We start from the raw sequence: 13,120 nt of genomic DNA, 5'->3' as shown, positions 1-13,120 counted from the left end.
CTCAGAAGGTGAGGCCCCAGGAGTCGATGTAGCCGGTGTCACCCGAGGCGATGTCGCGGACCTGGAGCTTCCAGGTGCCGTTGGCGACCTCGGAGGAGGCGTTGACGGTGTAGGTGGCCAGAACGTTGTCCGCCGCGTCGCTGCTGCTGGAGTTCTTCAGCCGGTAGAGGCTGCCGTCCGGGGCGACCAGGTCGACGACCAGGTCGCCGCGGTAGGTGTGCTTGATGTCCACGTCCACCTTGAGGGTGGCCGGGGCGTAGCCGGTGACGCCGGTGACGGCGACGGCGGAGGTGACGGTCGCGTTGTCCGCGATGGTCACGTTGTTGGCGTTGGTGAAGGTGCCGCCCGGGGCGGGGGTGGTGCCGCCGGTGACGGCGTTGACCGTCTTGGCGGCGTCGGCGATGCCGGTGCCGCAACCGCCGGTGCAGGTGCCGGGCAGCGGACGCGCGTTGGCCTTGATCGCGGACTCGATCTCGGCCGGGGTCAGCGTGGACTTGGCCGACTTCAGCAGCGCGGCGAGACCGGCGATGTGCGGGGCGGCCATCGAGGTGCCCTGGTACGGCTGGTAGTTCTCCAGCGACTGGGTCGTGGTGCCGGAGTTCAGCGTGGAGTGGATGCCGTTCTCGGGCGTGGAGACCGTGCCGTTGCGGGTCTCGCCACCGGGGGCGGCCACGTCGACGATGGTGCCGTAGTTCGAGTAGTACGAACGGCCGCCGGCGCGGTTGGTGGAGGCCACGTTGATGATGTTGCTGCAGTTGGCCGGGGTGAAGCCGGAGGCGTTGGTGTTGCTGTTGCCGGCCGCGACGACCACGGTGGAGCCGCGGGAGACGGCGCCGTTGATGGCGTTCTGGTAGACGGTCGGGCAGGTGCTGCTGGCGCCGCCGAGGCTCATGTTGATGACCTTGGCGGGGGTGGGGTTGACCGGCACGCCGGGGACGGTGCCGCCGGAGGCCCAGGTGATGGCGTCGGCGATGTCCGAGGAGGAGCCGCCGCACTTGCCGAGCACGCGGACGTGCTGGACCTTGGCGCCGTAGGCGATGCCCGCGACGCCCTTGGCGTTGTGGGTCACGGCGCCGATGGTGCCGGCGACGTGGGTGCCGTGCCAGGAGGAGTTGCCGGCGCGGGAGCCGGTGCCGCACTCGCCGTCGGTGGCGTTCCAGTCGCCCTCGTCCTTCGGGTCGCCGTCGCGGCCACCGCCGTCGCGGGCGTCCGTGGAGGAGGAGATGAAGTCGTAGCCGGAGATCGTGTTGGCCGCGAGGTCCGAGTGGGCCGCGTAGCCGGTGTCGATGACGGCGACGGTGACGCCGCTGCCGGTGGTCTTGTCCCAGGCGCCGGGCACGTTCATGCCGCCGGTGGGCTCGAAGAGGTCCCACTGCTTGGCGTAGTCCGTGTCGTTGGGGGTCACGGCCATCGGGTAGGCGCGGATGTCGGCGTCGACGGCGGCGACGGCCGGGTCGGCGCGGAAGGCGGCCATGACCTCGGCGATGTCCTGCTTGGTGGTCGCGGTGCCCAGGTCGACGAGCGCGGAGCCGCCGGCGAGGCGGCGCTCGAAGGCGAGCTTCTCGCCCGTCTTGGCGGCCTTCTCGGCGGTGTCGTTCTTGGCGGCGGTGTTGGAGGTGGCCTCCGCCGTGCTCGTCTTGTAGGTCACGATGACCTTCTCGACGGGCGCGGACGGCAGGGGGGCGGCCGGGTTCATGGCCTGCGAGGCCGGCACGGCCGGCTTCGGGGAGGGGGTGGCCTGCGGGGCGAGCGCCACCGCGGAGGTGGCCGTGACGCCGAGGATCGTGGCGCTCGCCGCCACGACGGATATCAGTCTCCGCCTGGAACCGTTCAAGTTGTTCCCTTTCAAGGGCGGCTCCGGCGACTCCCGGAGCTGCTGACGGTGCGGAGCGCGGACGGCGACGCGGGGCTGTGGCTGTTTGTGGGGTACCTCCACAGCCCTCGGGGCCGGGTGAGCCCCCGCGCCGCCGCCGGCGCGACGGCCTCGTCATCGAGGCCGTCCCCGGGGTCCTCCCTGGGGTCGCATGCATGGGGTTACATGCACCTGACAGTCATGAGTCAGAGGGGAGGAACCGCCGGTGCGGGAACAGTAGGGAAACGCCGCGTGACGTCGATACGGGGAAAACCCTTGTCCCGCCCGCGCGGCCCCTGGTCGGGGCGGGGGGTCCCCTCGCCGGGGCGGGGGGTCCCCTCGCCGGGGCGGCGCGGCGGCGCCGGGCGGGCGGGCGGTCGGGCCCCGGCCCGTCGTCCACGGGAGGAACGCCGTCCCGGACCACTTTAAGGTCCAGACCAGAGGCGCGGCTTCGGGGGGGCCCGGTGACCGGGCCGGCGGTCCGGTCGTCTCGGTCCCGCCCGTACGCCGCGCCGGGCCGGCGGCCGGAACCGGTCGGCCCGTCGTGGGGGGACGCCCACCGCGGGGACGGGACGGCGGGACGAGGCGGGACGGTGCGTCGGGGCCGGGGGTGGACCCGGGCCGGGACGGCGGCGGCATCCGGCACACCACGCGCGCGGGGACGCGTGTGCGGGGCACGCGTGCGGATACGTGGCCGACTTCGGTCTTGCCGGCGGCGCGCCGCGCCCGCGGGAGCGCGCCGGCACCGTACGAGCGACACGGCCTCACCCCCCGGCACGCGCCGCGCCCGCGGGGACGCGCCGCGCCCCCCTTCCCCGCTGCGGCGCGAACCGTGCCCTGTGCCATACTCGGCGGCGCTCACTTGCAGGTACGGCTCTCGGGGGATCATTGAACGGCATAACCCTGGACGCGCCGTACCTGGACACCGACGCCGACCAGTTGTCCTTCGCCCTGGGCCACCCCGTCCGCGACGCCCTGGCCGTGCGCGACCTGACGGTCGACGGGATCGACGTGCAGCTCCGGCTGCTCGGCGCCTCCCACCAGGTGTGCGCGGGGCCGGTCCGCGAGACCGTCGCCTGCCTGCCCGGCGTCCGGGGCGGCCTGCCGGACACCGCGACGCACGACTTCGACGGCTGGCACTACTCCTTCGGCGCCCGTGTCGACGCGCACCCCGCCTCCGAGTTCGGCGCCGAGGTGGCGCGGATACGCGACCTGGCGGACGCCCACCCGAGGGCCCTCTACGGCGTCTTCCCCGGCTCCGCCGACGCCGTCACCGCGCTGACCGTCGAGCGGGACGGCACAGGACTGACCTGGCGCACCTGGCACACGTACCCGAGAAGCCGCCGGATCGTGGCGACCCACACCCGGCTGGAGGCCCGATGAAGACCGCCCGACGCATCACCGCGCTGCTGCTCGCCGCGGTCGTCCTCGCCGGCTGCGCCGACGAGCCGGACGACGACGGCGGCAACCCGGTACCGTCCGCCTGGATCAGCAGGCAGTACACGACCAGCGGCGTCGACCACGTCGACGAACGGGACGCACCGTCGAAGGTCGCCGACGAGATCCACGGCCACTCCACGGCCGTGGACCGGCTCGACTCCGACGGCAGGGTCTTCCTGCGCTACCGCGACGACATCGTCGCCGTCAGCCCGTACCTGGCGGGCAGCCGCATCGAGGTCGCGGACTACCGTACGGGGTACCGGCGCTGGAAGTCCCACATCCGCACGACGTGGCCGGACCCGGACAGCGCGAGCTTCCGCGGCGGGGGCCCCGGCTCCGGCAAGTGACCGGGCGCCCCGCGCCCACCCCACCCACGACTCCCCGAAAGGCATCCCCGTGGCAGAGATCTTCGAGTCGGCCGGCGTCGCCGTCCTCTACGGCCTGGTCGGCTTCGTCGTGATGGTGGTCGGCTTCGTCGCGCTCGACCTGGTGACCCCCGGAAAGCTGTTCCACGTCGTGTGGACCGAGCGCAACCGGGGCGCCGCGGTGCTCCTCGCCGGCCAGATGGTCGCCGTCGGGCTGGTCATCGAGGCGTCCATCCGCGCCAGCGAGTCGGAGCTCGGCCTCGGCTACGGGCTGCTCAGCACCCTGCTGTACGGGCTCGCCGGCGTCGTCGTGATGACCCTGATCTCGCTGCTCATCGGCCTCCTCACGCCCGGCCGGCTCGGCGCCGCGGTGCTCGACGACAACGGCACCCGCGCCCACCCCGCCGCCTGGGTGCAGGCGGCGATGTACCTCGGCACGGCCTTCATGGTCGGTGCCGCGGTCTCCTGAGACCCCTGCCGTGAGCACCACCACCGCCCCGGCCACCGCCCCGCCCGCCACCACCCCGGCGCGCCCGCGTCCGCGCCACCCGCGGGGGACCCGGGTGCTGCTGCTCCTCGCGGTGTTCGTCTGCGCCGCCTGCGGCCTGGTCTACGAGCTGGCGCTGACCGCGCTGGGCAGCTACCTCATCGGCAACTCCGTGATGCAGACCTCCGTGGTCATCTCCGTCATGGTCTTCGCGATGGGCATCGGATCCCTCGCCGCCAAACCGCTCCAGCGGCGGGCGGTCGGCGCGTTCGCCCTGCTGGAGATGGTGCTCGGGCTCGTCGGCGGGCTGTCGGTGCTCCTGCTGTACGTGGCGTTCGCCTGGCTGCGGATCTACATGCCCGCCATGGTGGCCGTCTCGTTCGTCGTGGGGCTGCTGATCGGCGCGGAGATCCCGCTGCTGATGACGATGCTCCAGCGGATCAGGCGGCAGGAGGCGGGCAGCGCCGTCGCGGACATGTTCGCCGCGGACTACGTCGGCGCCCTCATCGGCGGGCTGTGCTTCCCGCTGCTGCTCCTGCCCGCCTTCGGGCAGTTGAAGGGCGCGCTGGTGGTGGGCGCGGTCAACGCCGTCGCCGGGGGCGGGGTCGTCCTGTGGATCTTCCGCCGCGAGACCCGGCGGATCGTCCGCGTGTGCCTGCTGGGGGGCGTGGCCGCCGTCCTGGCGGCGCTGGGCACGGTGTACGTGCTGGCCGACGACATCGAGGTGACGGCGCGGCAGCAGCTGTACCGGGACCCGATCGTCCACGCCGAGACCACTCCGTACCAGGACATCGTCGTCACCCGCTCCACCGCGTTCACCGGGGCGCCCGACACCCGGCTGTTCCTCAACGGGGACCTGCAGTTCTCCTCGGTCGACGAGTACCGGTACCACGAGTCGCTGGTCCACCCCGCCCTGGCGGGGAAGCGGTCGTCGGTGCTGGTCCTGGGCGGGGGCGACGCGCTGGCGCTGCGGGAGGTGCTGCGCTACGACGACGTCGAGGAGGTCACGCTCGTCGACCTGGACCCGGCGATGACCCGGCTGGCCCGGACCTTCGGCCCGCTCACCGACCTCAACGGGCACGCCCTGGCCGATCCCCGCGTCACGGCCGTCAACGCGGACGCGTTCACGTGGCTGCGGGACGCGGGCGACCGGTACGACGCGGTCGTCGTCGACTTCCCCGACCCGGACACGGCGGCGCTGGCCAAGCTGTACAGCGTCGAGTTCTACCACCTCCTCGCCCACGTCCTGAAGCCCGACAGCCGGGTCGTGGTGCAGGCCGGGTCCCCGTTCTTCGCCCCCAAGTCGTACTGGTCGATCGCCGCGACGGTGCGGGAGGCCGGGTACGCGACGACCGCCTACCAGGTGGACGTGCCGAGCTTCGGCAACTGGGGCTTCGTCCTCGCCTCCCTCGGCTCCGGCGGCCCGCCCCCGGCCCTGCGCCTCGCCGCCGACGCGCCCCGCCTCCGCTTCCTCGACGACGCGGTCCTGAGGGCCGCCACGGTCTTCCCCGTGGACCGCCGACCCCAGGACGTCCGCGCCAGCACCCTCATGGACCCGGCGGTCCTGGAGTACACCCGCCACGAGTGGCTGAACTACTGAGCGCCCCGCCCGCCGGGGCGCCGCGCCCCTGGGACGGACGGGCGCAGGAGCCCCCCCGTCCGGGCGGGGCGGACACGGAGGGGGCGTGCGGCGGCCGCGGGTCCGTGGCCGCCGGCCGCCGGCCGCCGGCCGCCGCCTACCGCACCAGGCAGGGGCGCTTGGCGTCGAACTCCCAGCCGGGGACGAGGTACCGCATTCCGACTGAGTCGTCCCGGGCCCCCAGGGCCTTCGTCCGGTAGAGCTCGTGGGCGGCGAGGAGGCGGTCCATGTCGATGCTGACGCCGAGACCCGGGGCGTCGGGGACGGCGATCTCGCCGCCGACGATGCGGGGCGGGGCCGTGGTGAGCCGCTCCAGGCCCTCCTGCCAGATCCAGTGCGTGTCCAGGGCGTTGTACGCGCCGGGCGCCGCGGCCCCGCAGTGGGTGACCATGGCGAGCGAGATGTCGAAGTGGTTGTTGGAGTGGCAACCCCAGGTCAGCCCCATCGCGTTGCACAGCTGCGCCACGCGCACGGAGCCCCGCATGGTCCAGAAGTGCGGGTCGGCCAGCGGGATGGAGACCGACTGCAGGGCGAGGGCGTGGGTCAGCTGCCGCCAGTCGGTGGCGATCATGTTGGTCGCGGTGGGCAGGCCGGTCGCGCGGCGGAACTCGGCGAGCACCTCCCGCCCGGAGTAGCCGTCCTCGGCTCCGCAGGGGTCCTCGGCGTAGGCGAGGGTCCCCACCAGCGGGCCGCAGAGCTCGATCGCCTCGCGCAGCGACCAGGCGCCGTTGGGGTCGAGGGTGATCCGGGCCTCGGGGAAGCGGTCCTTCAGGGCGCGTACGGCCCTGACCTCCTCGGCTCCCTCCAGGACACCGCCCTTCAGCTTGAAGTCGCGGAAGCCGTAGAGGTCGTGGGCGGCCTCGGCCTGGCGGACGATCGCCTCGGGCGTCAGGGCCTCCTCGTGCCGGACCCGGTACCAGTCGGTGTCCGCGTCGGGCTCGCGGACGTACTCCAGGTCGGTGCGGTCGGGGTCGCCGACGTGGAAGAGGTAGCCCAGCACCCTCACGGAGTCGCGCTGCCGGCCGTCCCCGAGGAGCGCCGCGACCGGTACGTCGAGGTGCCGGCCCAGGAGGTCCAGGAGGGCGGACTCGACGGCGGTGACGGCGTGGACGGTGGTCCGCAGGTCGAAGGTCTGCGCACCGCGTCCGCCGGAGTCGCGGTCGGCGAAGCGCGACCCGATCTCCCGCAGGACGCGCTGGTAGTCGCCGATCCTCGCGCCGACCACGAGGGACTCGGCGTCCCGCAGGGTCTGTGTGATCTTCTCCCCGCCGGGCACCTCGCCGAGGCCCGTGCGCCCCTCGGAGTCCGTCAGGACGACGACGTTGCGCGTGAAGTAGGGGCCGTGCGCGCCGGAGAGGTTCAGCGCCATGCAGTCGCGGCCCGCCACGGGGTAGACGGAGAAGGCGGTGACGGTCGGCTGGCTCGTGCTCATGCGGTCCTCGGGTTCCTCGGGTGCGGAGGGACGGGGCCGGTGGCCGCCGGCCCGTCCTGCCGGACGGGAACGGGCATGGTCGGTCTCCCGGACCTGAGGGGCGACGGCCGGCGCCGCGTGCGGTCCGGCCACGGAACCGGTGGCCGAATCGACCGTAGAGAGGGTTCCGGTTCGCGTCCATGTCGAATTTTGTCGGCTGCCATGCCTTTCCCGCATGACCGCTTCGTGGCGCGGGTGTCCCGGGCGCGTGTCACAGGTGCCGCAGCAGCGCCTCCAGAGCGGGGTTGTCGTTGCTCCTGCGCCACACGAGGTTCAGTTCGACCGGTCGCGGGTCCGGCAGGGCCACCTGCCGGAAGACGATCCCGCCGTAGCGCATCCGGGCCGCGGCCTCGGGCACGAGGGCGGTGCCCCAACCGGCGTGGACCAGGGCCAGGATGCTGTGCACCTGCGTGAGGTACTGGGTGAAGACGGGCCGGACGCCCGCGGCCCGGAAGATGCCGACCAGCAGTTCGTGGAAGTAGCGGGCCTCGGTGGGCGAGTACATCAGGAAGTCCTCGCCGTCGAGTTCCTCGATCCGCATCGGCCCGTCCACCGCGGCCATCGGGTGCCGGGCGGGGAGGGCGGCCAGCAGCCCCTCCCGCACCGCCGTGCGGGAGGTCAGGTCGGCCCCGGTGGCCGAGGGCCGGATCAGCCCGAGGTCGAGCGAGCCCTCGCCGAGGGCCTCCAACTGGTCGCGGGTGACGAGCTCCTGCAGGACGATCTCCACCCCCGGCAGGACCGCCCGCGCGGTCTCCAGGAGGCCGCCGAGCGCGGAGTGGGCGCCGGCGGCCGTGAAGCCGACGGCGATCGCCCCCGCCTCGCCGGTGGAGACCCGGCGTACGGCGAGGGCGGCGTGCTCGGACTGGCGCAGGATGCGGCGGGCCTCGGCCAGGAAGGCCCGGCCCGCCGGGGTGAGCCGTACCGTGCGGTTCGTACGGTCCAGCAACCGCACGCGCAACTCGCCCTCCAGCAGCCGGATCTGCCGGCTCAGCGGCGGCTGCGTCATGTTCAGCCGTTCCGCGGCGCGGGTGAAGTGCAGTTCCTCGGCGACGGCCACGAAGCTCGTCAGCTGGGCGAGGGTGAACATCGATGCTCTCCAGGTATCGCGACATCCAACATCGATGTTGGACGTGAATCATTCGTGACCGTAGCGTCGGACGCGGACGGACGGCGACCCCGCGCGTGCCTCGGCCGCACCCCGCGGGCGTCGGGGTCGTCCGGCACCCGGAGTACGAACCCCGGCGCGGGCGGCGCCCGACGGACGGCCGCGCCGCCCGCGCCGGCATCACCCGCTCCCCCGCACCGTCCGCCCGTCCGTCCGGCCTCCGGCCGGACGGCCCCGCCTCCGCCGTGCCCGTCCCCATTCCCACCGCGTCGCCACGACCCTCAGGAGCCCTCCCATGACGTCCTTCGCCCCGGCGGAACTCGGCCGCCGCATCGGTTCCGGGCTGCTGTCCTTCCCCGTGACCCACTTCCGCGACGACCTGTCCTTCGACGAGGACGCCTACCGCGAACACGTCGCCCGCCTGGCCGAGTACGACGTCGGGGGCCTTTTCGCCGCCGGCGGCACGGGCGAGTTCTTCTCCCTCACCCCCGCGGAGGTCGAGCGCGTCGTGGCCGCCGCCACCGGCAGCGCCCCCGACGGCACCCCGGTCCTGGCCCCGGCCGGCTACGGAACCGCCACCGCGATCGAACTCGCCGCCGCCGCCGAGCGCGCCGGGGCCGACGGCGTCCTGCTCTTCCCGCCCTACCTCACCGAAGCCTGCCAGGAGGGCCTGGCCCGGCACGTCGAAGCGGTCTGCCGCGCCACCTCCCTCGGCGTCGTCGTCTACGGCCGTGCCAACGCGGTCTACTCCGCGGACACCCTCGCCCGGCTCGCCGACTCCTGCCCCAACCTGATCGGCTACAAGGACGGCGTCGGCGACATCGACACCATGACCCGCATCCACGCCCGCCTCGGCGAACGCCTCACCCACATCGGCGGCCTGCCCACCGCCGAGACGTTCGCCCTGCCCTACCTCCAACTGGGCGTGACGACCTACTCCTCGGCCATCTTCAACTTCCTGCCCGCGTTCGCCCTCGACTTCTACGGCGCCGTCCGCGAGCGCCGGCACGCCGAGGTGACCCGGATGCTGACGGACTTCGTGCTCCCCTACACCGAGATCCGCAACCGGCAGGCCGGGTACGCGGTCGGCATCGTCAAGGCCGGCATGACCGTCACCGGGCACGGCGCGGGCCCGGTCCGCCCCCCGCTGACCGACCTGGCCCCGCGGGAGCTCGACGAGCTGACGGCTCTGATCGCCGGGCTGCCCGCCGCCACGGCCTGACCCGTACACCGGCCGCGCCGGGGAGCCCTCCCGCGGGTTCCCGCCCGCTCCCCCGCGCGGCGACCACCCCTGCGGCGCACCCGGACCGTCGCCGGCGGCCCACGCCTCACCCGGTGGGAGCCGCCCGTTCCCCTCACCCCGTCGCGGTCGGACCCGGCCCCGCCGCCTGGGCGTTCGCCCCCGAGCGGTACGGGCCCGTGGCGTACCGGAGCGCACCGCCCCCACGTGGACGAGGCGCTCCGTCACCCGGAGGGGTGCGCACGCCGACACGCGGGCGGCCCGGTGCGGTCCTGTCCCGGGTCAGGACCGCACCGGGCGTCGGCCGGAGGAGGCGGGAGGGCCGGAAGGGCGGGACGGCGGCGGGGTCACAACCCGTAGTAGGGGTTCAGGGAGATGTACTGCGTCTCGCAGTGGTCGGCCGTGGCGGGGTCGGCCGCCTGGTGGCACAGGGCCATCGTGAGACTCCTGATGCCGCTCGGGTCCGTGGCGCGGACGTCGCGGAAGTCGGCGGTCGTGCCGCAGCCGCCGGTGTTGCGCTTGGGCCCCGACGTCAGGAGCGCGCCGGAGCCCGTCCGGATCGTGAGGGCGGCGTAGACGGACCTGTCGTCGCACGTCCGGTCGGTGACGCTGAACGCCTCGTGGCGGAAGGAGTTCCGGTCGACCCAGGTCACCCGGATCCGGGTCCGGTCCCCCCAGGTGGCGGTGATGTCGTTGACGAAGGCGGCCGCCCGGCCCTGCCCGGCGGCCCCCAGGGCGAGCACGGTCGTGACGGCGGCGACGAAACCCGCACGGCGCATGTGAGTGTCTCCTGTCCGGTGGTCGGCCCCGAGGTGCAGCACTACCCGCCGGACGCGGCCGGTCACGAAGGACCGGGCACGGTCACACGGCCGGCTCAGTCCGTTCGGCCGAGCGTGACGACCGCCGCGTGCCCGTCCGTGCGCACGACCGCCCCGGGAGCGTCGCACAACGCCGCGTCGTACCGCCCCAGGGCCACGCCCGCCACCTCCGCCGGGCCGTCCAGGGCGACGACGAGCACCGTCGCGTCCGGCGGGGCCCCCACGGTCAGCGCGCCCCGCACCACCGCGACCGCCGCCCGGACCGCGCCGCGCCGGTGCATCACGTTCAGGTTGACGACCGGCCCGGCGAGGAGCCGCCCGTCGGTCGGGACGTCGCCGGGGAAGGGCCGGGGGACGTACCGCTGCGCGAGCAGGTGCCGTCCGCCGACGGTGAGGTCCATGCCCGCGCCGTCGATGACCGTCAGGATCCGGTCCGTACCGGGGAACACGGAGAACGGCCCGTCCCCGCGGACGTCCGCGAGGCTCACCCGCCAGTCGAAGCCCTCCGTGCCGGCGCCCTCCGGACCGGAGGCGATCTCGCGCGTGACGCCACCGCCGTTCCTCCACGGCGCCGCCGCCCGGCCGGCCGCCCGCAGCACCCGCGCCACCCTCATCGGACCACGCCCCGCGGCCGGGCGGCGCGGGCCCGCACGCCGGCGTCCCCGCGGTACGGCCCCACCGGCCCCGAGCGGCCGGCGGCGGGGCGGACCGCCGCCCGCCCGCCGCCCGGCCGGCGCCCGCGCGGCGGGAGGCCCGCGCTCGCGCGGGGGCCGGCCGGGGCGGGGGCGGTCCCTTCCCTCGTGCGGATGCTGATCGGCATACGACGAGGCTATGCGATCGCCGCACCCCCTCCGCCACGGCCGTGGGGCGTCCGCGCCGCCCCTCGAACGAACCGCCACCTGGTGCCGGTTCCGTCCGGGTGTGCCAGGGTCGTGCCTGGTTGGAGGGAGAGGGTGCGGGATGGCCGATACGCCCCACGGCGGCCACGGCAGGCCGCCCACGCGCGGGCAGCGCTGGGCCGCGTTCCGGCGGTCGCCGCTGCTGCCGGCCGTCGTGCTGGTGCTGATCCTCGCGGCCGCCGCCGGGCTGTTCGCCGGCTCGTACACCTACTCCATGGCCAACCCGACCCCGCACTCGATCCCGACGGCCGTGGTCGGCGCGTACCGGCAGGAGCGGGGCCGGGCGTTCCTGGACGGCATGGAGGAGGCCCTGGACGCCTCGGTGAAGGTGCGCGCCTACGACAGCGCCGCGCGGGCCCGGCGGGCGGTCGCCGAGCAGGAGGTCTTCGCGGTCCTCGACCTGCGCGACGGCGGGCGCAGCGCGGTGCTGGACGTCTCGGGGGCCTCGGGCGTCTCGGTGGCCCAGGTGCTGGCCGAGGCCGCCTCGGCCGTGGGCCGCAGGACCGGCGTCGCGGTCACCGTCCGGGACGTCAGGCCCCTGCAGCCGGGCGACCCGCGGGGGCTGGCCATCTTCTACGTCTCGCTGGCCGCCGTGATCATCGGTTTCGTCGGCGCCATCCAGCTGAGCGTGCACGCGCGGGCGCTCACCCCACCGGAACGCATCGTCTTCACCGCCGCGTACGCGCTGCTCGGCGGCTTCGCGATCGCGGCGGCCGTGGACTGGCTGCTCGGCGCGCTCGATCTGCCGTTCGTCGAGTCCTGGCTGATCCTGGCGCTGACGATGTTCGCCAGCGGCATGGTCTTCACCATGTTCAACACGCTGATGGGGCGTTGGGCGATGCTGCCGACGTGGGGGTTGATGGTGCTGCTGGGCAACCCCTCGTCCGGTGGCGCGGTGTCCTGGCCGCTGCTGCCGTCCGCGCTGGGGGTGATCGGCCGGTGGCTTCCGCCCGGTGCCTCCGTCAGCGCCCAGCACACGGCCGTGTACTTCCCCGGGCACCAGCACGCGTTCCCGTTCCTGGTGCTGGCCGGGTGGGCCCTCGTGTCGTGCGCGGTGTTCTGGACCTGGCGGCACCGCCACCCCGGTGGCCGCGAGCGCCGCCCGGCGCACGCCGCCTCGTGAGGGCCCCGCGCATGGGCCCGACCATCGCCGGGAACCCGGCGACCACTGTCCGCCCGACACCCTTCGGAGAGTCACCATGAGTGTGCTGCGTTTGGTCGGCCGCCCCCTGCTCGCGTCGATGTTCGTCGCCGGGGGCCTGAGTTCCCTGCGTGAACCCGAGCAGGTCGCGCCCGTCGCGGAGCCCGTCGTCCGTCCCCTCACCGACCGGGTGGCGGGGCTGCCGGACCGCACCGACCAGGTCGTGCGGCTGAGCGGCGCCGTGCAGGTGGCGGCGGGGCTGATGCTCGCGACCGGGCGGATGCCCCGGCTCGCCGCGCTGGCCCTCGCGGGCACGCTGGTGCCGACGACCCTGGCCGGGCACCGCTTCTGGGAGGCGGAGGACCCGGCCGAACGCGCCCAGCAGCGCATCCACTTCCTGAAGAACCTCTCCATGCTCGGCGGTCTGCTCATCGCCGCCGACGACACCGCGGGCGCCCCGTCCCTGCTGTGGCGAAGCCGCCACGCCGCCCGGGACCTGCGGCGCGAGGCGCGCGCGGGGCACCGCGCCGCGCGGGCCGTGGCGGGCCCGGCCGCCGGCGTGGGCGCGCTGCGGGCCGTCTCCGCGTCGGTGCCGAAGCGCGTGGTGTGCGCGACGAGGCACCGGCGGTAGCGTCGCGGCGGGCCTTTCGCGAGGGGGCGCGC

12 protein-coding genes are annotated in these 13,120 nt (G+C 74.5%); 7 read left to right on the top strand and 5 right to left on the bottom strand.

Features of this window, described 5'->3' with window-relative positions:
• Position 1 precedes the first annotated feature (1 nt).
• Positions 2-1,801 carry a S8 family peptidase gene (locus IE106_RS05300; protein WP_189531152.1) on the bottom strand — a complete coding sequence of 600 codons (1,800 nt, stop codon included), beginning with the start codon at positions 1,799-1,801 and terminating at the stop codon, positions 2-4.
• A 939-nt stretch (positions 1,802-2,740) separates the two neighbouring features.
• Here IE106_RS05300 and IE106_RS05295 point away from each other — a divergent pair.
• From IE106_RS05295 to IE106_RS05280, 4 genes are read left to right on the top strand one after another with little or no spacing between them, the layout of a single operon-like run.
• The gene (locus IE106_RS05295) at positions 2,741-3,235 is read left to right on the top strand and encodes a DUF2617 family protein (protein WP_189530329.1); all 495 of its coding nucleotides are present in this window, start codon (positions 2,741-2,743) and stop codon (positions 3,233-3,235) included.
• Positions 3,232-3,639 carry a DUF4247 domain-containing protein gene (locus IE106_RS05290; protein WP_189530326.1) on the top strand — a complete coding sequence of 136 codons (408 nt, stop codon included), beginning with the start codon at positions 3,232-3,234 and terminating at the stop codon, positions 3,637-3,639. The genes IE106_RS05295 and IE106_RS05290 overlap by 4 nt, the downstream gene beginning before the upstream one ends.
• 49 nt (positions 3,640-3,688) lie before the next feature.
• Positions 3,689-4,126: a DUF350 domain-containing protein gene (locus tag IE106_RS05285; RefSeq protein WP_189530324.1), complete on the top strand. Its 438-nt coding sequence runs from the start codon at positions 3,689-3,691 to the stop codon at positions 4,124-4,126.
• Between the two features lie 10 nt (positions 4,127-4,136).
• Entirely contained in the window at positions 4,137-5,744 is a 1,608-nt protein-coding gene (locus IE106_RS05280) for a polyamine aminopropyltransferase (RefSeq protein WP_189530322.1), read from the top strand.
• Between the two features lie 136 nt (positions 5,745-5,880).
• Here the strand turns inward: IE106_RS05280 and IE106_RS05275 are convergent, their stop codons facing one another.
• Entirely contained in the window at positions 5,881-7,215 is a 1,335-nt protein-coding gene (locus tag IE106_RS05275; RefSeq protein WP_189530320.1) for an enolase C-terminal domain-like protein, read from the bottom strand.
• A gap of 250 nt (positions 7,216-7,465) precedes the next feature.
• Positions 7,466-8,341 carry a LysR substrate-binding domain-containing protein gene (locus IE106_RS05270; RefSeq protein ID WP_189530317.1) on the bottom strand — a complete coding sequence of 292 codons (876 nt, stop codon included), beginning with the start codon at positions 8,339-8,341 and terminating at the stop codon, positions 7,466-7,468.
• Positions 8,342-8,654: 313 nt separating this feature from the next.
• Here IE106_RS05270 and kdgD point away from each other — a divergent pair, with 313 nt between their 5' ends.
• Entirely contained in the window at positions 8,655-9,581 is a 927-nt protein-coding gene (kdgD, locus tag IE106_RS05265) for a 5-dehydro-4-deoxyglucarate dehydratase (RefSeq protein WP_189530315.1), read from the top strand.
• Positions 9,582-9,946: 365 nt separating this feature from the next.
• Here kdgD and IE106_RS05260 read toward each other — a convergent pair whose 3' ends face one another.
• Both IE106_RS05260 and IE106_RS05255 read right to left on the bottom strand, forming a co-directional pair.
• Positions 9,947-10,378, bottom strand: coding sequence for a hypothetical protein (locus IE106_RS05260; RefSeq protein ID WP_189530313.1), 432 nt, complete (start codon positions 10,376-10,378; stop codon positions 9,947-9,949).
• A gap of 95 nt (positions 10,379-10,473) precedes the next feature.
• A complete protein-coding gene (locus IE106_RS05255; RefSeq protein ID WP_189530311.1) occupies positions 10,474-11,031 on the bottom strand; it encodes a HutD/Ves family protein in 558 nt (185 codons plus the stop codon).
• Positions 11,032-11,377: 346 nt separating this feature from the next.
• On the opposite strand from IE106_RS05255, the gene IE106_RS05250 reads away from it, so the two are divergent.
• A complete protein-coding gene (locus IE106_RS05250; RefSeq protein WP_189530309.1) occupies positions 11,378-12,439 on the top strand; it encodes an ABC-2 transporter permease in 1,062 nt (353 codons plus the stop codon).
• A 76-nt stretch (positions 12,440-12,515) separates the two neighbouring features.
• Complete coding sequence (locus tag IE106_RS05245; protein ID WP_189530306.1) at positions 12,516-13,088, top strand: DoxX family protein; 573 nt, start codon at positions 12,516-12,518, stop codon at positions 13,086-13,088.
• The last annotated feature ends 32 nt before the right edge of the window (positions 13,089-13,120 follow it).

The organism is Streptomyces roseolilacinus (assembly GCF_014649335.1).
Classification (GTDB): Bacteria; Actinomycetota; Actinomycetes; order Streptomycetales; family Streptomycetaceae; genus Streptomyces; species Streptomyces roseolilacinus.
The sequence above is the reverse complement of the archived record's forward strand: the minus strand, read 5'-3'. Positions and strand labels throughout refer to the sequence as shown.